The 20,340-nt window shown below is 74.9% G+C and carries 18 protein-coding genes and 2 tRNA genes; 7 read left to right on the top strand and 13 right to left on the bottom strand.

The annotated features are described in order from the left end of the window. Nucleotides 1-32: 32 nt before the first annotated feature. The 5 genes from J2S46_RS20670 to J2S46_RS20650 form a co-directional block, all read right to left on the bottom strand. On the bottom strand, nt 33-878 hold the full coding sequence (locus tag J2S46_RS20670; RefSeq protein ID WP_191288549.1) for an ABC transporter permease: 846 nt from the start codon (nt 876-878) through the stop codon (nt 33-35). Next, complete coding sequence (locus J2S46_RS20665; protein WP_191288550.1) at nt 875-1,918, bottom strand: ABC transporter ATP-binding protein; 1,044 nt, start codon at nt 1,916-1,918, stop codon at nt 875-877. Before J2S46_RS20665 ends, J2S46_RS20670 begins: the two co-directional genes overlap by 4 nt. A gap of 188 nt (nt 1,919-2,106) precedes the next feature. Continuing rightward, nucleotides 2,107-2,182: transfer RNA gene (locus tag J2S46_RS20660), tRNA-Gly, on the bottom strand. 65 nt (nt 2,183-2,247) lie between these two features. After that, nucleotides 2,248-2,320 (bottom strand) — tRNA-Gly (locus tag J2S46_RS20655). Nucleotides 2,321-2,450: 130 nt separating this feature from the next. After that, entirely contained in the window at nt 2,451-2,768 is a 318-nt protein-coding gene (locus J2S46_RS20650; protein WP_073929152.1) for a histone-like nucleoid-structuring protein Lsr2, read from the bottom strand. A 453-nt stretch (nt 2,769-3,221) separates the two neighbouring features. Between J2S46_RS20650 and purS the strand changes: the two genes are divergently transcribed. The 4 genes from purS (at nt 3,222) to J2S46_RS20630 (ending at nt 7,381) form a co-directional block, all read left to right on the top strand. Then, complete coding sequence (gene purS / locus J2S46_RS20645; RefSeq protein WP_073929151.1) at nt 3,222-3,473, top strand: phosphoribosylformylglycinamidine synthase subunit PurS; 252 nt, start codon at nt 3,222-3,224, stop codon at nt 3,471-3,473. Beyond that, nucleotides 3,470-4,147, top strand: a complete 678-nt coding sequence (gene purQ / locus J2S46_RS20640) for a phosphoribosylformylglycinamidine synthase subunit PurQ (protein WP_190210938.1) — start codon at nt 3,470-3,472, stop codon at nt 4,145-4,147. Before purS ends, purQ begins: the two co-directional genes overlap by 4 nt. Beyond that, nucleotides 4,147-6,402: a phosphoribosylformylglycinamidine synthase subunit PurL gene (purL, locus tag J2S46_RS20635; RefSeq protein ID WP_191288551.1), complete on the top strand. Its 2,256-nt coding sequence runs from the start codon at nt 4,147-4,149 to the stop codon at nt 6,400-6,402. Before purQ ends, purL begins: the two co-directional genes overlap by 1 nt. A 151-nt stretch (nt 6,403-6,553) precedes the next feature. Beyond that, on the top strand, nt 6,554-7,381 hold the full coding sequence (locus J2S46_RS20630) for a maleylpyruvate isomerase family mycothiol-dependent enzyme (RefSeq protein WP_191288552.1): 828 nt from the start codon (nt 6,554-6,556) through the stop codon (nt 7,379-7,381). Between the two features lie 44 nt (nt 7,382-7,425). On the opposite strand, the gene J2S46_RS20625 is transcribed toward J2S46_RS20630, so the two are convergent. Continuing rightward, nucleotides 7,426-8,064: an SUKH-4 family immunity protein gene (locus tag J2S46_RS20625; protein WP_191288553.1), complete on the bottom strand. Its 639-nt coding sequence runs from the start codon at nt 8,062-8,064 to the stop codon at nt 7,426-7,428. Nucleotides 8,065-8,951: 887 nt separating this feature from the next. Here J2S46_RS20625 and J2S46_RS20620 point away from each other — a divergent pair. Both J2S46_RS20620 and J2S46_RS20615 read left to right on the top strand, forming a co-directional pair. Next, a complete protein-coding gene (locus tag J2S46_RS20620; RefSeq protein ID WP_191288554.1) occupies nt 8,952-10,748 on the top strand; it encodes a hypothetical protein in 1,797 nt (598 codons plus the stop codon). A gap of 3 nt (nt 10,749-10,751) precedes the next feature. After that, nucleotides 10,752-11,972, top strand: coding sequence for an SUKH-4 family immunity protein (locus J2S46_RS20615; RefSeq protein WP_191288555.1), 1,221 nt, complete (start codon nt 10,752-10,754; stop codon nt 11,970-11,972). 55 nt (nt 11,973-12,027) lie between these two features. Here J2S46_RS20615 and J2S46_RS20610 read toward each other — a convergent pair whose 3' ends face one another. The 3 genes from J2S46_RS20610 to fbaA form a co-directional block, all read right to left on the bottom strand. Continuing rightward, the gene (locus tag J2S46_RS20610) at nt 12,028-12,981 is read right to left on the bottom strand and encodes a DUF3152 domain-containing protein (RefSeq protein ID WP_370882211.1); all 954 of its coding nucleotides are present in this window, start codon (nt 12,979-12,981) and stop codon (nt 12,028-12,030) included. Between the two features lie 182 nt (nt 12,982-13,163). Then, a complete protein-coding gene (locus J2S46_RS20605) occupies nt 13,164-13,595 on the bottom strand; it encodes a DUF3151 domain-containing protein (protein WP_073929143.1) in 432 nt (143 codons plus the stop codon). Between the two features lie 157 nt (nt 13,596-13,752). Then, on the bottom strand, nt 13,753-14,775 hold the full coding sequence (fbaA, locus tag J2S46_RS20600; protein WP_191288556.1) for a class II fructose-bisphosphate aldolase: 1,023 nt from the start codon (nt 14,773-14,775) through the stop codon (nt 13,753-13,755). A gap of 325 nt (nt 14,776-15,100) precedes the next feature. On the opposite strand from fbaA, the gene J2S46_RS20595 reads away from it, so the two are divergent. Next, on the top strand, nt 15,101-15,820 hold the full coding sequence (locus tag J2S46_RS20595; RefSeq protein WP_229912215.1) for a DedA family protein: 720 nt from the start codon (nt 15,101-15,103) through the stop codon (nt 15,818-15,820). A 143-nt stretch (nt 15,821-15,963) separates the two neighbouring features. Here J2S46_RS20595 and pyrE read toward each other — a convergent pair whose 3' ends face one another. The 4 genes from pyrE to J2S46_RS20575 all read right to left on the bottom strand — a co-directional run bounded on the left by pyrE (nt 15,964) and on the right by J2S46_RS20575 (nt 20,281). Then, the gene (gene pyrE, locus J2S46_RS20590; protein WP_073929141.1) at nt 15,964-16,515 is read right to left on the bottom strand and encodes an orotate phosphoribosyltransferase; all 552 of its coding nucleotides are present in this window, start codon (nt 16,513-16,515) and stop codon (nt 15,964-15,966) included. A gap of 145 nt (nt 16,516-16,660) precedes the next feature. Further along, nucleotides 16,661-17,755 (bottom strand): SRPBCC family protein, encoded by a 1,095-nt coding sequence (locus J2S46_RS20585; RefSeq protein WP_191288558.1) that lies wholly within the window; start codon nt 17,753-17,755, stop codon nt 16,661-16,663. A gap of 125 nt (nt 17,756-17,880) precedes the next feature. Continuing rightward, nucleotides 17,881-19,641: a polyamine aminopropyltransferase gene (locus J2S46_RS20580; RefSeq protein ID WP_370882210.1), complete on the bottom strand. Its 1,761-nt coding sequence runs from the start codon at nt 19,639-19,641 to the stop codon at nt 17,881-17,883. Between the two features lie 109 nt (nt 19,642-19,750). Continuing rightward, nucleotides 19,751-20,281, bottom strand: a complete 531-nt coding sequence (locus J2S46_RS20575; protein WP_073929139.1) for a DUF2617 family protein — start codon at nt 20,279-20,281, stop codon at nt 19,751-19,753. Between the last annotated feature and the right edge of the window lie 59 nt (nt 20,282-20,340).

Raw genomic sequence — 20,340 nt, 5'->3', positions numbered from 1 at the left:
CCGCGGTGACCATCGACGGGGAGGCCGGCCGGTCAGCGCCGGGGCTCCCAGCGGAACACCCGCAGGGTGGCCCAGACGGCGACGGCTGTCCAGAGGGTGCCGACGGCCAGGTGCGGCGCGGCCTCGGCCCAGGTGCCGGCGAAGCCGGTGGCGGGGCCGGAGCCGTCGGTGCCGAACCAGCCGAGCCGGATCAGTTCGAAGGCCGGGGTGGCGGGCAGCAGCCGGCAGAGGTCGGCCACCCGGTCGGACATGGCTTCGAGCGGGACGAGCAGGCCGGAGCCGAACTGGGTCACCAGCATCAGCGGCAGGGTGGTGATCCCCGCGCTCTCGACGGTCTTGGTGAAGGTGCTGGAGAGGGCGGCGAGGGCGATCAGCAGGACGAGGGCGAGGGCCAGACCGGCCAGGATCAGCAGCGGGTTCGCCGGGCCGGGCAGGTGCAGCATGACGGCGCCGCCGGCGGCCACCAGCGCGCACATCAGCAGGCCGAGCACGACCGCCGGGACGGCGGTGCCGGCCAGGATCTCCAGGTCGCCGGCCTCGCCGGTGCGCAGCCGCTTGAGCACCAGTTCGTTGCGGCGGGCCACGTAGGCGCTGGTGAGGTTGTAGTAGACGACGAACATCAGCACGAAGCCGACCACGCCGTTCACCAGGGCGGCGTCCAGGTCGAGCCCGGCCAGCTTCTCGGCCTGCTGGTCCAGGACCCCGCGCAGGGCGCCGATCATCAGCAGCGGGAGGGCGACCGCGATGAACAGCGCGCTGCGGTTGCGCAGCAGCAGCGTGGCCTCGGCCCGGCCGAGGGCCAGGATCCGGCCCGCCGGGGTGGTGGTGGGCGCGGTGGGGGCCGGCCGGGTGGTGGCGGGGGTGGAAGCGGTGGTCATCGGGCACTTCCGATCAGCTTGCGGAGCGGGTTGCGGCGCGCGGGCACGGCGGGGGCCTCGGGGCTCTGCTCCTCGGCGCCGGCGGCGATGGCCAGGAAGGCCTCCTCCAGCGAGGCGCTGCGGGCGTCGAGCCCGCCGAGGGCGAGCCGGTGGTGGGCGGCCCAGCCGAGCAGCTCGGTGAGGGTGTCCTGCAGCCGCGGGCTCTGCACGGTGATCCGCCGGCCTTCGGCGCGGACCTCGGCGCCGGCCAGCGGGGGCAGCGTGAGGTCGGAGAACTCCTTCTCCCGCTCGGGGAGTTCGAAGGAGATCCGGGACGGTCGGCCGGCGATCACCTCGGCCACCGTGCCGGTGGTGACGATCCGGCCGCGGTGCATGATCGCCAGCCGGTCGGCCAGCTCCTCGGCCTCCTCCAGGTAGTGCGTGGTGAGCAGCACGGTGGTGCCGCGGGCCCGCAGGTCGCGGATCAGGCGCCAGGTCGCGGCGCGCGCCTCCGGGTCGAGGCCGGTGCTGGGTTCGTCCAGGAAGAGCACCTCCGGGCGGCCGAGCAGCGCCACCGCGAGGTCGAGCCGGCGCCGCTCGCCGCCGGAGAGCTGCTTGACCCGGACACCGCGCCGGCCGGTCAGCCCGACCAGCGCCAGGGCCTCGTCCAGGGTCCGCCCGCCGTCGCCGGGCCGTGCGCCGCTGGTGATCCCGGCCCAGGCCCGGCCGGTCTCGGCGACGGTCAGGTCACCGGGGAACCCGCCCTCCTGGAGCATGATGCCGATCCGGGGCCGCAGCGCCCCGCGCTCGCGGTACGGGTCGTGGCCGAGCACCCGCACCTGCCCGCCGGTGGGGGCGGCCAGGCCCTCGATCAGCTCCATGGTGGAGGTCTTCCCGGCCCCGTTGGTGCCCAGCAGGGCGAACAGCTCGCCCCGGCGGACGGTGAGGTCGACGCCGCGGACGGCGTCGAAGCCGGCCGGGTCGGCCGGTCCGTAGCGGCGGTGCAGGCCGGCGACCTCGATCACGTGGTCCGCGGGCGGCTGGGGGTGGCTCGTTTCCATGACTCCAGCCTTCCGCCGCGGGGGCGGTGCGGGCAGTGCGCGCTGTCACCGGTCGCGGAGGCGGATTCACGGGTCGGCGGTGACAAATGTCATGGGCACCGGGAGCGGCGGCGTGTGACCTGCGCCACGAACGGAGAAGGTCTCGCGGAACGACGAAGGCCCCCTCGTGAGAGGGGGCCTTCGATTCATGGAGCGGACGACGAGATTCGAACTCGCGACCCTCACCTTGGCAAGGTGATGCTCTACCAACTGAGCCACGTCCGCATGCTGAGCTATTGAGTTGTCCGTCCCGGGCGTACTGCCCGGTCATGCTGTTCGTGCTTACTGCGAGCGGACGACGAGATTCGAACTCGCGACCCTCACCTTGGCAAGGTGATGCTCTACCAACTGAGCCACGTCCGCACGGTGCTTTCTAGGGCACCGGCCGCCTCGACCGGACTCCGGTTGCGGCGACGAGGAATACTTTACCCCATCGATCGGGGTGGTCGCCCCACCCTTCCGGACGGGCGGGGCGACCAGCTGCTCCGGGAGGTCAGTTGGCCTCGGCGAAGGACTCGTAGACGTGCTTGGGGATGCGGCCGCGGGCCGGCAGCTCCATGCCGCGGGACTGCGCCCAGGCGCGCACGGCGGCCGGGTCGGGGGTCAGGGCGGTGCGGCGGAAGGACTTTCCGGTGCGGCTCTGGCGGCGGCCGGCGGCGACGAACGGGGCGAGGGCCTCTCGCAGCTTTTCCGCGTTGTCCAGGGACAGGTCGATCTCGTACGACTTCCCGTCGACGCCGAAGTGGACGGTTTCCGCTGCCGCGCCGCCGTCCAGGTCGTCGGAGAGCGTGACAACTACACGCTGAGCCATGGGTGTCAATCCTCTCGGGCATTTCGGCCGCAGGGCGCGGGGTGCGCTCCTGAGGCCCGATGTGCACCAGTCGCGCAAGCGCATACGGGCAGGCGGGATGCCATGCCGGATACGCAGCACTTGCCGCAGCAGGTGGCCCTATTCTGCACCCGAAGCGGGGTGAAATCGAAGAGTCCTGCTTTCTTTTCCGGATATTCACGTGATTCACCGAGGTTCGGATACCGCTGCCACGGGATGGCCGATCTGTCCGGAGTGCCGGTATTCGGGTGTTCTTGAGAAGGGTCCCGAATCCCCCGAAAAGGGGCACCGGCGGGAGTGTCGCCGGAGGTGCCGCCCTTGTCGCGTAAGGGGCTGGGGTCTACGCGCGTCGCGACGTCCGGGCCGCAATCGGACCTCAAACCCCCGGTAGTCTGGAGTTCCCCCGCCTTCACGAGAACACCACCGGGAGTGCCAGTGGCACGCGTCGTAGTCGACGTCATGCTCAAGCCGGAGATCCTCGACCCCCAGGGACAGGCGGTGCAGCGTGCACTGCCCCGCCTTGGTTTCGCCGGGATCGCCGACGTCCGCCAGGGCAAGCGTTTCGAGCTGGAGCTGGAGGGCCCGGTCGATGACGCCGCGCTCGCCCGCATCCGCGAAGCCGCCGAAACCTTTCTCGCCAACACCGTGATCGAGGACTTCACCGTTCGAGTGGAGGAGTCCTCGTGACCACCCGCGTCGGCGTCGTCACTTTCCCGGGCTCGCTCGACGACCGTGACGCGCAGCGCGCGGTCCGCCTGGCCGGCGCCGAGCCGGTCGCGCTCTGGCACCGTGACAAGGATCTCCACCAGGTCGACGCGGTCGTCCTGCCGGGCGGATTCAGCTACGGCGACTATCTGCGCTGCGGTGCGATCTCCCGCTTCTCGCCGGTGATGGACACCATCATCGAGCAGGCGAAGCTGGGAATGCCCGTCCTCGGTATCTGCAACGGGTTCCAGGTGCTCTGCGAATCGCACCTGCTGCCCGGCGCGCTCACCCGCAACGACTCGCTGCACTTCATCTGCCGCGACCAGAAGCTGCGGATCGAGAACGCGAACACCGCGTGGACGCGCGATTACTCCGCCGGCCAGGAAATCGTCGTGCCGCTGAAGAACGGCGAGGGCCGCTTCGTCGCCGACCAGCACGTCCTGGACGAGCTGGAGGCCGAGGGCCGGGTCGTCGCCCGCTACCTCGACCTGAACCCCAACGGTTCGTACCGCGACATCGCCGGCATCACCAACGCCGCCGGCAACGTCGTCGGCCTGATGCCGCACCCCGAGCACGCCGTGGAGCCGCTCACCGGCCCGACCACCGAGGGCCTGGGCTTCTTCACCTCCGTACTGAAGCAGCTGGTGAACGCCTGATGAGCCTCGACACCGTCAAGAACGCCGAGCAGACCCCGGACGCCGCCCAGCCCTGGGCCGAACTCGGCCTCAAGGAGGACGAGTACGCCCGGATCCGCGAGATCCTGGGCCGGCGCCCCACCGGGGCCGAGCTCGCGATGTACTCGGTCATGTGGTCGGAGCACTGCTCGTACAAGAGCTCCAAGGTGCACCTGCGGCAGTTCGGCGAGAAGGCGCCCGCCTCGGACGCCATGCTCGTCGGCATCGGCGAGAACGCCGGTGTGGTCGACGTCGGCCAGGGCTACGCGGTCACCTTCAAGGTCGAGTCGCACAACCACCCGTCGTACATCGAGCCCTACCAGGGCGCGGCCACCGGCATCGGCGGCATCGTCCGCGACATCCTGGCGATGGGCGCCCGCCCGGTCGCCGTGATGGACCCGCTGCGGTTCGGCGCGGCCGACCACCCGGACACCCGGCGCGTGCTGCCCGGGATCGTCGCGGGCATCGGCGGCTACGGCAACTGCCTGGGCCTGCCGAACATCGGCGGCGAGGTGGTCTTCGACTCCTGTTACCAGGGCAACCCGCTGGTCAACGCGCTCTGCGTGGGCGTGATGAAGCACGAGGACATCCACCTCGCGCAGGCCTCCGGCGCCGGCAACAAGGTCATCCTGTACGGCGCCCGCACCGGCGGCGACGGCATCGGCGGTGTCTCCGTGCTGGCCTCGGAGACCTTCGACGCGACCGGCCCGGCCAAGCGCCCGGCCGTCCAGGTCGGCGACCCGTTCCAGGAGAAGCTCCTCATCGAGTGCACCCTGGAGATCTTCGCCGAGAAGCTGGTGCTCGGCATCCAGGACCTCGGCGGCGCCGGCCTCTCCTGCGCCACCTCCGAGCTGGCCTCGGCCGGCTCCGGCGGCATGCGGGTCGAGCTCGACACCGTCCCGCTGCGCGACTCCTCGCTCTCCCCCGAGGAGATCCTGATGAGCGAGTCGCAGGAGCGCATGTGCGCGATCGTCGAGCCCGGCAAGGTCGACCGCTTCCTGGAGATCTGCGAGAAGTGGGACGTCATCGCCACCGTCATCGGTGAGGTGACCGAGGGCGAGCGCCTGGAGATCTTCTGGCACGGCGAGCAGGTCGTCGACGTGCCGCCGCGCACCGTCGCCCACGACGGCCCGGTCTACAACCGCCCGTACGCCCGGCCGAGCTGGCAGGACGCGCTGCAGGCGGACGCCCCGACCGCCGAGCGGCTGCTGCGCCCGGCCACCGGCGAGGCGCTCAAGGAGGCCCTGCTGCAGGTGGCGGGCTCGCCGAACCAGGCCTCCAAGGCGTGGATCACCGACCAGTACGACCGGTACGTGATCGGCAACACCGTGCTGGCCACCCCCGAGGACTCCGGCATGGTCCGGATCGACGAGGAGACCAACCTCGGCGTCTCGGTCGCCACCGACGGCAACGGCCGCTACGCCAAGCTGGACCCGTACGCCGGTGCCCAGCTGGCCCTGGCCGAGGCGTACCGCAACGTCGCGGCCGGCGGCGCCAAGCCGCTCGCCGTCTCCGACTGCCTCAACTTCGGCTCCCCCGAGGACCCGGACGTGATGTGGCAGTTCGCCGAGGCGACCCGCGGCCTGGCCGACGCCTGCCTGGTGCTGGGCACCCCGGTCACCGGCGGCAACGTCTCGCTCTACAACCAGACCGGCGACGTCGCCATCCACCCGACCCCCGTGGTCGCGGTGCTCGGCGTCATCGACGACGTCACCCGCCGCACCCCGATCGGCTTCGCCGAGGAGGGCCAGCACCTCTACCTGCTCGGCGACACCGCCGACGAGCTGGGCGGTTCGGCCTGGACCCAGGTCGTCCACGGCCACCTCGGCGGCCTGCCGCCCAAGGTGGACCTGGAGCGCGAGCGGCTGCTCGGCGAGATCCTGATCGCCGCCTCCCGCGACGGCATGATCGACGCCGCGCACGACCTCTCCGACGGCGGCCTGGCCCAGGCCCTGGTGGAGAGCTGCCTCAAGGGCGGCAACGGCGCCCGGATCGTAGTGCCCGCCGAGCTGGACCCGTTCGTGTTCCTGTTCTCCGAGTCCGCCGGTCGCGCCGTCGTCTCGGTGCCCCGCAGCGAGGAGCTCCGGTTCAACGACATGTGCGGTGCGCGTGGCCTGCCGGCCACCCGGATCGGCGTGGTGGACGGCGACGTCCTGGAGGTCCAGGGCCAGTTCACCGTCTCGCTGGCCGAGCTGAAGGACGCCCACACCGGCGTCATCGAGGCTCTGCTCGCCTGATCCGGTCAGGGCTGCGACCAGCAGCGATCCGAAGGGCGGTCCGCGCTGAGGCGCGGGCCGCCCTTCGGCCGTTCCCGGCCCGCCCGGGGCTTGTCCGCCGGCCGCCGGTGCTGCCCGGCTGTGGCGGACAGGGGGGCGGTAGCCTGCCGGTATGCCGCCGAAGACCCGCAGTTACGACCCCGTGAAGGTGCGCACCGCGCTGGCCGCGCAGGTCGGTGCGCTGCGCGCCGTCGTCCACGAACTGTGCGCCGCCCCGGACGCCGAGCGGCGACTGGCCCTGCCGACCCGGCTGGGGCAGTGGCGGGTGCGGGAGCTGGTGGCCCATCTCGCCCTGCAGATCGCCTGGGTGCCCCGGCACCTCCAGGAGCCGTTGCGCGGGGCGCCGGCCCTGAGCCTGGCCCAGTGGGTCACGGGGGTGGGCACGGTGGCGCCGCTGCTGGACGCCGGTACCCGGGAGTACACCGCGAAGGCCTTCGACGGCGCTCCGGCCGAGGTGGCGGCCGGGTTCGACGCCGCGGCGGAGGAGCTGCTCGCGCTGCTCGGCGGGCCCGAAGTGGCAGACCCCGCGCGACGGTTCGAGATCCGGCTGGGCTCGATGCCGCTCTCCGACATGCTGGTCACCCGGCTGGTGGAGACCGTCGTGCACGCGGACGACCTCGCGGACGCGCTCGGCCTGCCGGCCTTCCCCCACGACCGGCAGGCGGTGGCGGCGGTGGTCCGGCTGCTGGCCGACACGCTGGCCGCCCGGGCGCCGGGCGGTTCGGTGGAGTTGAGGGTTCCGCCGTACGCCGTGGTGCAGGCGGTGGAGGGGCCCAGGCACACCCGGGGCACCCCGCCGAACGTCGTCGAGACCGATCCGCTGACCTGGATCAGGCTGGCCACCGGCCGGATCGGCTGGGCGGCGGCCGTCGAGGAGGCCGCGGTCTCGGCGAGCGGCGAGCGCAGCGACATCAGTGGCCTTCTCCCGGTGCTGAACTGACGGCCGGTCATGCCGTCCGTACCGCGGCGCGCCGACGGGCCGGCTCAGGCCAGGTGCGGGGGTGCCCACCAGTCGTGCTCGCCGGGGTACGAGGCGCCGGCCTGCGGTCCGCTCACGGCCGGGGCGTACTCGACCCACTCGTCCTTGAACTCCCGCAGCAGCCGGGGCCAGCTGGCCCCGGGCCCGGTGAAGGCGCCGGGCCCGGCCGCGGCGAGTTCGGCGCGGACCAGATCGATGGCGCCGCGGACGTCCTCGCTCTCGTCGGTGTCCTCGTACGGACCGTAGAAGAGGGTTCGCTCGCGTTGCATCACGTAGAGGAAGAAGCCCAGTTCCTGCAGGTTCTCGTGGACGGGCGTGATCTCGTCCGAGCCGTTCACTATGGCATGGACGCGACCAGTGGCCCCGTCGAGCAACAACAGGTCGGGGCCGAGGTGCCCGACGAGCAGCCATTCCTTGGCACCACCCGGAATGTCGATGAATTCGTCGAGTTCGGGCCGGACCGCCCCGAGGTCCGGGAACTCGCCGGACGGTTCGTCCACCGGTGACAGGTAGAGCCAGTCCCGGATCAGTGGGAACCCGATCCCGGTGAAGTACTCCCGCGAAGGCCCGTGCGTGATCCGTACGGGTACGGATCCGCCGGGAATCCGGACGAGTTGGTCGGCGGAGAACACCGAATCGAACATTTCGGGAGTGACCCGGGCCATGGCGCTCCTCTGCTGTTCTCCGGGGCGGGTCCGGTGGCCTGCCGGCACCGGACCCCGGGCCTCTCGCGGGAGGCGGTCCGGATGGTGCTTCATCCGGACGTTACCACCCTGCAAGCCCTGGGCAAGGGGGAGTTGCGGCGCCGGGCGGCGTGGCCGGCGCCGCGACGGCCGGGTGGGGGCGGCCCGGTGCGGAGCGTGCCCGGCCGGCCGTCAGGACGCGACTCCGGGCGGGTATTCCCGGAAATCCGGCCCGGAATGCCCGGGCGTCCGCAACGGCCCGGCGCCACGGCCCGGGGGAGGCAACTCCGGCCCGCCGGGTGGACGACCGGACGGGAATTGGGCGCTGCCGGTGGATTTCGTCCCCGGGATTCCCGCCGGAGTTCCGGGTGGCACCCGTGGACGCCGTCGGTGCCGTCCAAGGGTGCTGTCGGTGGTGCGGGGGTCGGCGCCGGGGGGTGCGGCCGGCACGGCCCGCCGCCGGGCGGCTCGTGGGACGACGGAGGAATCCCTTGCGCATTGCCCGGGCCGGACGGACGCGCTGCCTTTCGCAGCGGAGCACCGGCGGATTCGGCGGGGATTCCGGCGGGACTTCGGCGGGGATTTCCTCGCGGGTCCGGCAGTCCGGCCCGCGGAACTCGTTGCCTCGGTGCTTCCGAGTCCGGCCCGGGGCTGGTGGTGGTCCCGGCTTCAGCGGAACTGATCGCGTCCGGCGGCCCCCGGCTGTCATGACCCTGCGGGTGGCCCGGGTCGAGTGACGCCCAGTAAGTATGCTCATAGCGTTGATGGGAGAGCGTGCTGCCCGACGGACGCCCGCCCCGGCGAGGCGGCGTCCCGCAGGCCGGCGGCGCTGACGGACAGGGGCAGGCATGACGACGGACGGCCGGCGGATCCCGCCCCTCCTGGCGGGCCGCCACCCGGCCGGACTGGCCCTCCTCGGCTGGCTGGACGACGCCCGGGCGCCGCGGCTCTGCCGGCTGTCGGGCCCGCCGGGCATCGGCAAGAGCCACCTGCTGGACTGGCTGGTGACCGGCTGCACCGCACCGCGGACCCCCGCCGCCCGCCGGATCAGGGCCGTGCTGCCGGCCGCCGGCCACTCCCTCAGCTCCGCCGTCTGGTCGCTCGCCCACCGCCTCGGCCTGTCCGCGCGGACCGCGCGGGAACTGACCGCCGCGCTGGCCGAGGACGGCCGGCCCACGGTGATCTGCGTCCCCGGGCTGAACCGGGCCGCCGACCCGGCCGCCCTGGTCACCGGGCTGCTGCGGCCGCTGCTGGAGCTGCCGCAGGTCCGCCTGGTCGTCGAGGCGGTCACCGGCAGCCCCGAGGCGGCAGCCTTCGGCCCGGGCCCGGCCCCGGCCGTGATGGAGCTGGACGACCCGCAGTGGACCGACCGCGAGCGCTTCGGCGCCTGGTGCCTCGGGCACGGCGGCGACCCCGGCGCGTACCCCAACGCGGCCGCCGCGCTGGGGCGTTCCGGGCCGCCCCGGCCGGCCTCGCTGGGCGAACTGGCCGCCCGGATCCCGGTCCGCCCCGACGGCACGCCCGACCTCCTGCGGACGGAGCAGGACCTGCTCTCCGAGTTCTGGACCGCCGCGGCCCGCGAGGGCGGCGCCGGCCGGATGCAGGCCGACCCGCTGCTGCTGGTGCTGGCCGGGCCGGTGGCCGTCACGGCGGCACTGGAGGGCGAGGACGGCACCGTGGCCCGGGCCTGGTGGGCGGCCGGCCCGGCGCTGGTCGAGCAGCCCGACCCCGCCCAGCGGGCCGCCACGCTACGGGCCCGGCTGCTCGGCGTGGACGAGGCCGCCGTCGCCAGGCTGGCCGCCGTACCCGCCGCCTGGGCCGGCGTCTGGGCCCTCTGGCCGTCCGCGGGGGACGCCTGGCCGGGGCCGGTCACCGCGCTGGCCGCCGGGCACGGCGTCCACGCCGGGCAGGTGCTGCTGGCCGGCCCGACCGGCGCGGTCCGGACGGCCGACGCCGCCGGCGGCCGCCCGGGCACCCTGCTGGTGCCCGGCCCCCGGCCGCTGCGTGCGCTCGCCGTGACCCCGGGCGGTACCGTCGTGCTGCTCGACGCCGGGGGCCGCACCGAACTCCTGGCGCCGCCGCGGCCCGGGCCCGGCCTCGACCCGTACGCCCTGGGCGAGGCGCTGGAGCGGCTGCGCGGCGCGGCGGCCGGCGAGCTCAGCGCGCTGGCGGCGGTCGCGGGGTTGTCCGGCGCGGCGCCGGCGGTCGGCGACGTGGCCGGCGGCGTGTGCTGGTACGAGGACGGCGAGGTGCGCCGGGAGCAGCTGCACCAGGGCCCGGTGACCGCGCTCGCCGGGGCGGCGATGCACGGGGACGGGATGTCCGACGAGGGCTTCCCACTGCTGGTGAGCGGCGGCTTCGACGGCGCCGTCCGGCTCTGGGGCCCGCGCTCCGAGCCGATGCCCGGGGCCGCCGACCGGCGCGAGGGCCCGGTCACGGCGGTCGCCGCCGGGGTCGGCGCGGCCGGTCCGGTGGTGGCCGCGGCCTGGGAGGACGGGCTGGTCAGGGTGCGGTGGCCGGACGACCCGGACGGCGTCCTCGACCTGCGGCTGGGATCCCCGGTCTGGTCGCTGGCCCTGGCCGGGGGACTTCTGATCATCGGCGGGCCGGAGGGCCCGGTGGCCGTGCGACTGGGGGCGGGGTAGCGGATGGACGGCATGCGGGCGCCGGTGACGGCGCGGGAGCTGGACGGATGGTTCGGGTCGGCGCAGGTGCGCCGGCTGCCGGCCGGGCTGTTGCCCGGCGCGCTGGTCCACGAGCCCAGCCGGCGATTCCTGACCCGGGTGGGGCTCCCGCCGCGCGCGGCGGGGCTGGAGCTGGACGCCGACGCGGAGGCCCCCTGGCCGACGCTGTCCGAGGTGCTCGGCGGGGACGTCCTGGACGGCGGGCGGCTGCTGGTGATCGGCGCGCCGACGTACGGGGACGGCTTGCTGGTGCTGGACGCGGTCGGGGGAGCCGTCCACCTGGCCGCCCGGCGTCCGGGGCCCCCGGCCGAGCCGGAGCTGGACCTGATCGCCTCCGACCTGGCCACCCTGGTCCGCCTGCTGCGGGAGGCGGACGGCCTGCGGCGGGGCGCCGCCGATCCCGCGTCCGGGCCGCTCCGGCGCGGGCCGGCGGCCTGCCGCGACGTGATCGCGGCGGCCGAGCAGCGGATGCGGGAGCTGGACCCGGCGCTGTTCGCCGCGGACGGCTCGGCGCCGTACTGGAGCACGCTCGTCCGGGCCGAGGGGCTGCGCTGGGGCGCCTCGCGCGGGGACGGCACGGGGCTCGCCTTCGACCTGGTGCCGGAACTGGTGGCCGAGCTCGGCGAGCCGGTGCGCCACCCGGCGGCGGGGCTGCCGGCGGCCCTGACCCACGGCCCGACCGCCCGGCTGCTCGCCGGGGCCGGGCTGCCGGCGGGCCATCGCCTGCTCCGGGACCTGTCGCGGCAGCTCGTCCCGCTGGTCGAGGCCGACCCGTGGCGGTTCGACGAGGACCGGGACGAGGCCGAGGACGACCGCCCGCACCAGCGGGACTTCCTGCGGATCGGCAGCTGGCCCTACGACTGCGAGATCGTGCTGGACGGCCGGACCGGGCGGGTCGAGGTGACGGCCGGTGACGGCGAGGAGGGCTGGCCGGAGGCCTACCTGAACCAGGACCTCTCGGCACTGCTCTACATGTGCTGGACGGTGGACCGGATCCGGGCGGAGCACGAGCGCGGCGCGGCCGGGCCCCGCCGGGGCGGCCGGCCGGTCTTCGATCCGTCGGCGCTGCTGGAGGGGCTGCTGGAGGAGTTGCTGACGGAGATCGATCCGGCGGCCTTCGCGTCCGAACGGCGGCCCTGGCGGGGCCTGGCCGAGGACGGCCACATGGGCGGGCTGATCGGCTGATCGCCCGGGGGCGCCGCCGGGCCGGGCGCGGCCGCCGCCCGGGGGCGCCCGCGGCTCAGGGCACGGCCGGGCCGCCGAGGTAGCCGCCGTCCGCGCCGTAGGGCCAGGCGTTGGGCCGGCAGCCCTTGAGGCCGTAGATCTGCTGCATCATCGCGGGGGCCGGCTTGTCCTTGCCCGGGCAGGTCTCGTGCCCGTGGCCGATCCGGTGCCCTACCTCGTGGTTGACGATCAGCGCGCGGTACTCGTCGATGGGCCCGTCGAACTGCGGCGAGCCGGTGTTCCAGCGCTTGACGTTGACCACCACCTGGTCGCCGACGTTGCAGTTGACCTCGCCGTGGGTGTTCAGGCCGGCGGCGCCGCAGATCCGGTCCACGGTGTCGGGCGAGGCTATTTTCACGGTGAAGTCGTACGGGCCGGAGGCCACCGGCCGGAAGGCGTTCCGGCCGTCGTTCGTCCAGCCCCGCCGGTCCGCCAGGATGCCCTGGATCTGGGCGGCGGCGGCCTGCGGGTCGACCCCGCTGCCGTCCTCGACCTCGACCCGGTAGCGGCGGACGGTGCCGGTGCCGGCCTGGTCGCCCGTGGCGCCGGCGACGGTGAAGGTCCCCGAGCCGCGCACCGGGTCCGCGGCCGGGGCGGTGGGCGTGGCCGTCAGCACGGCGGGGGAGGGCTCGGGCGGGCTGCCGGCCGGGTGCGGCTCGGCGCCGTGCGGCGGCGCGGGGGCGGCGGTGACGGGCCGGTCACCGGCCGGCCGGTCGTCCCGGGACGCCGCGTCCGCCGACGGGGTGGCCCCGGGTGCGGCGCCGGGGGCCGCGGTGGCCGGCGGCCGGGCGCCGGGGGCCGCCCGTTGGTCGGGTGCGGGAGGCCCGGCGAGGGCGTAGACCGTACCGCCGAGGAGGGCGGTCGCGGCGGCCACCAGGACGGCGATGCCGGGGCCCCGTCCCCGCCGGACTCGCCGTCGTCGCCCCCGGCCGGGCCGCGCGCTCTTCGGGGCGGGTGGGGCAGTTCGCACGGCGTACGCTTCCTGGTCCGGGGGCAGGGCCGAGAGGGCGTACGAAACCTGCTGCGCGCCCCCGTCGCCCGTTCACCTTGGCACGGCCGCGGCGCCGTGTCCACATACCCGGTATGCACGAAGCCCCCGCCGCCCGGCCGCCGGACGGCCGGAGGACGGGGGCGGGGGCGCGCCCGGGCCGATCAGCCCAGGGTGTCGGCGGCGGTCGGCGAGCTGTCCCGCAGGAACTGCGTGCAGCGCTCGGCCTCGCCCTTCTCCTCGATCGCGGCGGCCGCGCGCCCGAGGGCGTGCAGCGCGCGCAGGAAGCCGCGGTTGGGCTCGTGCTCCCACGGCACCGGGCCGTGGCCCTTCCAGCCGGCCCGGCGCAGCGAGTCCAGCCCGCGGTGGTAGCCGGTGCGGGCGTAGGCGTACGACTCGACGACCCGGCCCGCGACGAAGGCGTCGTCGGCGAGCTGGGCCCAGGCGAGGGAGGAGGTCGGGTACTTCGCCGCCACCTCGGCGGGGGAGGCGCCGCCGGCCAGCAGCTCCAGCGGAGCGGTCTCGACGGGCAGGTGGGTCGGGGCCGGGCCGCCGAGGAGGTTCTGGCCCGCGAAGGGGTTCTCGTGTGCGCTCATGCCCCCAGTGAACCATCAGCGGGTGGCGGTGCCGTGGCCACGGTGTGGCGGTGCCGGGCCTCCCGGGCCCGGAACGCGCCGCGCCCCCGGCCCGGACGCGAGGTCCGGGCCGGGGGCGCGAAGGACGGTCGGCGCTGCTCGTCGCAGGCCGGTCGCACTACTTCAGGCGGGTACCGGCCGAGCGCAGGCTCTGGGCGGCCTCGGCGACGCGGGCGGCCATGCCGGCCTCGCCGAGCTTGCCCCAGGTGCGCGGGTCGTAGGTGTTCTTCTTGCCGACCTCGCCGTCGACCTTCAGCACGCCGTCGTAGTTGCGGAACATGTGGTCCGCGATCGGGCGGGTGAAGGCGTACTGGGTGTCGGTGTCGAGGTTCATCTTCACGACGCCGTTCTCCAGCGCGGTGGCGATCTCCTCGGCGGTGGAGCCCGAGCCGCCGTGGAAGACGAAGTCGAACGGGTCCTGCTTGCCGTACTGCTTGCCGATCGAGCTCTGCAGCTCGGCGAGCAGCTCCGGCTTCAGGACGACGTTGCCCGGCTTGTACACGCCGTGCACGTTGCCGAACGAGGCGGCCAGCAGGTAGCGGCCCTTCTCGCCCAGACCGAGGGCCTCGGCGGTGCGGACGGCGTCGTTGACGGTGGTGTACAGCTCGTCGTTGATCTCGTGCGAGACACCGTCCTCCTCGCCGCCGGTCGGGGTGATCTCGACCTCAAGGATGATCTTGGCGGCGGCGGCCTGGGCCAGCAGCTCCTGCGCGATGGCCAGGTTGTCGGCGAGGGTCTCGGCCGAGCCGTCCCACATGTGCGACTGGAACAGCGGGTTCAGGCCCTTGGCCACGCGCTCGGCGGAGATCGCGAGCAGCGGGCGGACGTAGCCGTCCAGCTTGTCCTTGGGGCAGTGGTCGGTGTGCAGCGCGACGGTGATGTCGTACTTCGCGGCCACGATGTGGGCGAACTCGGCCAGCGCGACGGCGCCGGTCACCATGTCCTTGTTGTGCTGGCCACCCAGGAACTCCGCACCACCGGTGGAGATCTGGATGATGCCGTCGCTCTCCGCCTCGGCGAAGCCGCGAAGGGCCGCGTGCAGGGTCTGCGTCGAGGTGACGTTGATGGCCGGGTAGGCGAACTTGCCCGCCTTGGCCCGGTCCAGCATCTCGTTGTAGACCTCGGGAGTTGCGATGGGCATGCGAATCCGCTCCTGTCGGGTTGCGGCGTACGGACGGTGATGTCCGACGCTGTGTACGCCTTCGGTACGACCTGAGGTACCGGGGGCCGACGCGGCTCTGCGACACGGCTTTCTGGTACCGGGCTTCGGGGCTGCCGCCGCGGTGTCACGAAGAGGGTGTTCGCTACCACGGGCCGGATGCCGGTGCCATCTTCCCAGACTTGCCCCCGCGGTCCACCAAGGGCCCGCCAGTCGGACGCCCGGCCCCCGCATGCTACGAACGGATGACCCGTCGCCGCCCCGGAGGCTGAGGACTCCGGCAATGCGGGCCCGCTATCCTGCGGCCGTGGACTACAACCAGCTCGCCGTCAACCTGCTCGACGCCAAATCGCTGATCTCGTCGCTCGGCGCGATCGGGTTGATCGCCATCATCTTCGCGGAGACCGGCCTGCTGGTCGGATTCTTCTTCCCCGGTGACTCCCTGCTGATCCTGGCCGGTGTCGCCTCCTCCAGCGCCGCCTCCTCGGTGCTCGGGGAGGGCGCCCGGCTGCCGATCGCCGCGCTGCTGATCGGCGCGCCCCTGGCGGCCGTCGCGGGAGCGCAGCTCGGCCACCTGATCGGGGTCAGGGTCGGCCCCCGGCTGTTCGACAAGCCGGAGTCGAAGATCTTCCGCCGCGAGTACGTGCTAAAGGCCGAGGAGTACTTCGAGAAGTTCGGTCCCGGCAAGGCGGTGGTGCTGGCCCGCTTCATGCCGATCGTGCGGACCTTCCTCAACCCGGTCGCCGGCACCCTGCAGATGCCCGCAAAGACCTTCCTGCTGTGGAACGTGGTCGGCGGCGTGCTGTGGACCGAGTCGATGCTGCTGATCGGCTACTTCTTCGGCGACGCGCTGGCCCCGGTGATCGACAAGTACCTGATCCCCGCCGTGCTGCTGATCGTCCTGCTGTCGATCTCGCCGGTGCTGGTCGAGGTGATGCGCGAGCGCAAGAAGAAGAAGGCCGGCGGCCCGGTGGCGGCCGAGGAGGCCGACGCCGTCCAGGCCGGCGGGCGTCACCGCCGCGGCTGACCGCCGCCCGGGGTGCCCGGGCCCCCGCCGGAGCTGACGAAAGCCCCGCTCTGTTTCACGTGAAACAGAGCGGGGCTTTCCGGTGCGTCCACAGCCCGGCCGCGCCGCCGGGCGCGTGCGCCGGTGCCGGCCGGGTGGCGGGCTCAGCCCAGGTCGAGGTCGGCCAGGTTGTACGCGGTGCGGTACGGCAGGCCGGTCGCCCGGACCGCCTCCTCGCCGCCGCGCTCCACGATCACCGCGACGCCGACCACCTCGGCGCCGGCCTCCCGCAGGGCCTCGACGGCGGTGAGCACCGAGCCGCCGGTGGTGGAGGTGTCCTCCACGGCCAGCACCCGGCGGCCCTTCACGTCCGGGCCCTCGATCCGGCGCTGCAGGCCGTGGGCCTTGCCCGCCTTGCGGACCACGAAGGCGTCCAGCTTCCGGCCGCGGGCGCCGGCGGCGTGCAGCATCGCGGCCGCCACCGGGTCGGCGCCCAGGGTCAGGCCGCCCACCGCGTCGTAGTCCAGGTCGGCGGTCGCGTCCAGCATGACCTTGCCGACCAGCGGCGCCGCCTCGGCGTCCAGCGTGATGCGGCGCAGGTCGACGTAGTAGTCCGCCTCCAGCCCGGAGGAGAGGGTGACCTTGCCGTGCACGACGGCCTTGTCCTTGATCTGTGCCAGCAGGGCGTCGCGGTCGTTGCTCAGGTCGTTGCTCATGGACAGCCAGTCTAGAGGCCGTCCCGCCGCCGGACCGTCCGCCGGGTCGGCGGGCGGTCCGGCCGGGCGGACGGGACGCGGGCCGACCCGGCAGGTCCGGCGATCCTGGCCCGGCGATCCGGGCCCAGGTGATCCTGGCCCGTGGTCAGCGCCGGCGCAGCACCCGGACGAGCACCACCGCGCCGCCCAGCAGGGCCACCCCGCCGCCGATCATCCACGGGACGGCCGCCCGGCCGCCCGGGACGGCGCCGCCGGCGTCGCCGCCCCACCGGGAGGCGGCCCGGGCCCGGGCGCTGCGCGCGGGCAGTGCCGGGGCGTACCGGCCGCGCGGCGGGGCGTGGTCGACCTCCTCGGCCGAGCGCCCCACGATGCTGCGGCGCACCGGGCCGGTGAGCGCCTGGTCCTGGTCGTAGTCGTAGGGCAGGTCGGCGGAGGCGTCGGCCGGCTGCCCGGTCTCCTGCTCGCCGCCGGTGGGCAGACCGAACCGCTCGGCGTCGGCGTCCGAGAAGGCGATCAGGTCGGACAGGTCGTCGTCCAGCGAGTCGCCGTCGAAGGCCTCCTCGAAGGCCGCGTCGGCCGCCGCCGCGGCACCGGCCGCACCTGCGGACCCGTCCTCGCCCTCGTTCCCCCCGGTCGCCGCGTCCTCGCCGTCCTCGGCGGCCTGGGCGCGGTCCTCCAGGAACAGCACGGTGGCGCCGGGGCCCTCGGCGGCCTCCTCCTCGGCCTCCTCGCCCTCGTCCTCCTCCGGCAGGCCGTCGCCGGCGGAGGCCAGTGCGGCGGCGAAGCGGTCCAGCAGCCGGCGCCCGGTGGCGGCGAGGGTCTCCGCGTCGAACTCGTCCAGCCGCCCGGTCGCGCTCAGGTCGCCGGTGAACCGGACGGTCGCGGTGGCGCTGTCCGCGCCGGCCTCGGCGCCCCCGTCGGCGCCGTCGGCCGCGCCGCCCGGGCGGACCGCGATCCGGACGGTCGCGGTGGCCTCGCCGCTGCCCCGGGCCTCCTGACCCTCGGCGAACGCGGTGAGGACTCCCTCGCGGCCCTCGATCAGGGACAGCACGCCCCGGTACGTGATCGTCGAGGTGCCGATCCGCAGCCGCAGCCGGCCGCTGATCTCCTCGGCCTGCCCGCTGCCCGCAGCGGCCGGCTCGGTGCTCAGACCGGGGACGCAGCGGGCCAGCAGGGCCGGATCCTGCAGGGCCTGCCGGACCAGTGCGGCCGGCATCGGGACGACAACCTCATGCTCCATGTCTGCGAGCCTACCCACCGGGCCGGGTTGTGAGGGGTCTCCGGGCCCGTGCGCCGGTGACGGACGACCCCGGCGGCCCCGCGGCGGCCCGCCCGCGGGCGTCCGGACGGCCACCCGGCGGGTCGTCACGGCGGCCCCTCGCCGGCCGGTGGGGCGCTCCGGCGGGGTGGCCCGGCCGGGCCCGCGGGCGGGTGCCGGCGCAGGCCGAGCACCGTCGAGGCGGCCGGCGCCCGGGCCGGCCGGTCGCCCGCCAGCCGCTCGGCGGCGGCGCGCAGGCCGGCCTCGGTGAGTGAACGGGGGAGCGGCGCGTCCGCGGCCAGGGCGAGGCAGGGCCGCCCGGCGGCGGCCAGCAGGAACCCCTGCGGGCGGGCCGGACCGCAGCCGGCGGCCGGACCGGCCGCGATCCCGTACGGGAGGGTCTGCAGGCCGGCCGCCCGCAGGCCCGACTCCACCGGCCAGAGCCCGGACTCCGAGGAGCCGGCCCGGACGGCCAGCCGCCCGCCCGGGGCGAGCACCCGGGCGGCCAGCCCGAGGAACTCCTGGGACTGGAACTTCGCCCCGCGGGCCTCGGGCGGTGCGGGCAGGCCGGAGAGGACCACGTCGAACGGGCCCTCGGCCCGCCCGCCGGACGCACTGCGCAGCCACTCCAGCGGATCGGCGTGGGTGATCCGCACCCGGGGGTCGTCCAGCGAGTGCCCGCCCAGCGCGGCGAGCGCCGGGTCGTTGCGGGCCAGGCCGGTCAGCGCCGGGTCCGGTTCGACCAGCCGGACGCTGCGCACCCCCGAGTGCCGCAGCACCTCGCGCAGCGCCAGGCCGTCGCCGCCGCCGAGCAGCAGCACCCGGGCGTCCGGGCCGGCGCCCATGGCCGGGTGGACCAGCGCCTCGTTGCCCCGGTACTCGTCGGGGCCGCAGACGGCGGGCCGGCCGTCCAGATAGAGCCGCAGCGGCTGGTCCGGGCCGGTGCCGGTGCCGGGGCGGGCGCCGGCCGGGCCGGTCAGCACGATCTCCTGGTAGCGGCTCTGGGCGGCGAAGCGGACCTGCGCGCCGTACAGCGCGTGCCGGGCGGCCCGCTCGATCGCGCCGGAGCAGGCGGCCGCGGCCGCCAGGGTGACCAGGACGAGGCCGCAGCCCGTCCAGAGCAGGGCGCGGGTTCGGGGCTCCGGTTCGTCGCGGAACAGCCAGAGCACCACGGCGCCGCCGGCCAGGGTGTTGACCGCCCCGGTGGCCAGCGCGCCGGCGGCCGGGCCGAAGGCGGGCAGGATCAGGAAGGGGAAGGCCAGCCCGCCGACCAGGGCGCCCACGTAGTCGGCGGCGAACAGGTCCGCGACGGCGCGGCCGGCGTCCTCCCGGCGGATCCGCTGGATCAGGGTCATCAGCAGCGGGATCTCGGCGCCGATCAGGACGCCGATCACCCCGGTCAGCGCGACGATCGCGGCCTGGGCGCCGCCGAACCAGGCCCACCAGGCGTGCAGGGTGAGCACCGAGAGCCCGCCCACCAGCGCCAGCGCGCACTCGACGAGGGCGAAGGCGCTGGCCGGGCGCCGGGTGAACCGCTTCGCGAGCAAGGAGCCGAGGCCCATCGCGAAGACCATCACGGAGAGCACGACGGAGGTCTGCGTGACCGAGTCCCCGATCAGGTAGTTGCCGAGGGCGACCAGTTCCAACTCGTAGACCAGGCCGCAGGCCGCGCAGACGAAGGCGGCCAGCAGCACCGCCGGGCGGGCCAGGCCGGGGCGGGTCCGCGGCCGGCTGCGGCGGCGCGGGGCCCGTCGGCTCCCGGCCGGGCCGGGCCGCGCGGGGCGGCCCTCGGCGCCGGGGCCGTCGGCCGGGTCGGGGCGCGGGTCGAGTACCGGCTGAGCGGGTGGACCCGCCGGATGGTTGATCACGAACAAACGCTAGGCGACGGATGATGCGGATAGCTGCGTCCATCCGTGGGACAGCGCGGTGCGTCCGGTTGACGGACCGTTCCTGCGTACGAATCGGGGGCCGGTCCCGTCATCGGCCGCGGACCACCAGCGAGGAGCGGGTGCACACCAGCCGTCCCTCCTGCGGGTAGGCGTGCCAGGTGCGCCAGAGCAGCCGGTTCGCGTCCCCCTGGGTCATCAGGGCGGTGAAGGCGCTCGGGTCGCCGGGGAAGACCCCGGCGAGGCCGCGCGGGTGGCCCTCGACCAGGGCCAGCAGCTCCTGGGCGCGGGCGGCGAAGTCGTGCGGCGGCATCGCCTCGATCCGGGCCGCGAACTCGTACTCCCAGCCCGCGACCTGCTTGGCGACCCGGGCGGGCAGCGGGGTGCGCCGGCCGGGCAGGCAGGCGACCGTCTCCAGGCACTCGCCCGGCCCGGCCGCGATCAGGACCTGGTGGGAGGCGCCGAGCAGGCGCAGTTGCAGCGTTCCGGCGGGTCCTGGTCCGCGGACGCCGCCGATTCTCAGGTCGCGGACGGCGAGTGCGGGCAGCGGTTCGCCGCCCAGGCACCAGGCCAGGTCACCGGCGCGGGTGTCGGTGTAGGAGGTCTGCAGTGTGGTGAGCATGCTCGGCTCCGCGTTTCAGCTCCGTGCGCGCCCGCCGTGCAGCGTCCGACTAGGCCGAA

This window comes from Kitasatospora herbaricolor, from assembly GCF_030813695.1.
GTDB classification, from domain to species: Bacteria; Actinomycetota; Actinomycetes; order Streptomycetales; family Streptomycetaceae; genus Kitasatospora; species Kitasatospora herbaricolor.
This window is presented reverse-complemented; position numbering and strand designations above follow the sequence as displayed.

Excerpts from the sequence above, each read along its gene's own strand:
- J2S46_RS20670 (WP_191288549.1), bottom strand. The coding sequence starts at position 878 with ATGACCACCGCTTCCACCCCCGCCACCACCCGGCCGGCCCCCACCGCG.
- J2S46_RS20665 (WP_191288550.1), bottom strand. The coding sequence starts at position 1,918 with ATGGAAACGAGCCACCCCCAGCCGCCCGCGGACCACGTGATCGAGGTC.
- J2S46_RS20650 (WP_073929152.1), bottom strand. The coding sequence starts at position 2,768 with ATGGCTCAGCGTGTAGTTGTCACGCTCTCCGACGACCTGGACGGCGGC.
- purL (WP_191288551.1), top strand. The coding sequence starts at position 4,147 with ATGAGCCTCGACACCGTCAAGAACGCCGAGCAGACCCCGGACGCCGCC.
- J2S46_RS20630 (WP_191288552.1), top strand. The coding sequence starts at position 6,554 with ATGCCGCCGAAGACCCGCAGTTACGACCCCGTGAAGGTGCGCACCGCG.
- J2S46_RS20625 (WP_191288553.1), bottom strand. The coding sequence starts at position 8,064 with ATGTTCGATTCGGTGTTCTCCGCCGACCAACTCGTCCGGATTCCCGGC.
- J2S46_RS20620 (WP_191288554.1), top strand. The coding sequence starts at position 8,952 with ATGACGACGGACGGCCGGCGGATCCCGCCCCTCCTGGCGGGCCGCCAC.
- J2S46_RS20615 (WP_191288555.1), top strand. The coding sequence starts at position 10,752 with ATGGACGGCATGCGGGCGCCGGTGACGGCGCGGGAGCTGGACGGATGG.
- J2S46_RS20605 (WP_073929143.1), bottom strand. The coding sequence starts at position 13,595 with ATGAGCGCACACGAGAACCCCTTCGCGGGCCAGAACCTCCTCGGCGGC.
- fbaA (WP_191288556.1), bottom strand. The coding sequence starts at position 14,775 with ATGCCCATCGCAACTCCCGAGGTCTACAACGAGATGCTGGACCGGGCC.
- pyrE (WP_073929141.1), bottom strand. The coding sequence starts at position 16,515 with ATGAGCAACGACCTGAGCAACGACCGCGACGCCCTGCTGGCACAGATC.
- J2S46_RS20585 (WP_191288558.1), bottom strand. The coding sequence starts at position 17,755 with ATGGAGCATGAGGTTGTCGTCCCGATGCCGGCCGCACTGGTCCGGCAG.
- J2S46_RS20575 (WP_073929139.1), bottom strand. The coding sequence starts at position 20,281 with ATGCTCACCACACTGCAGACCTCCTACACCGACACCCGCGCCGGTGAC.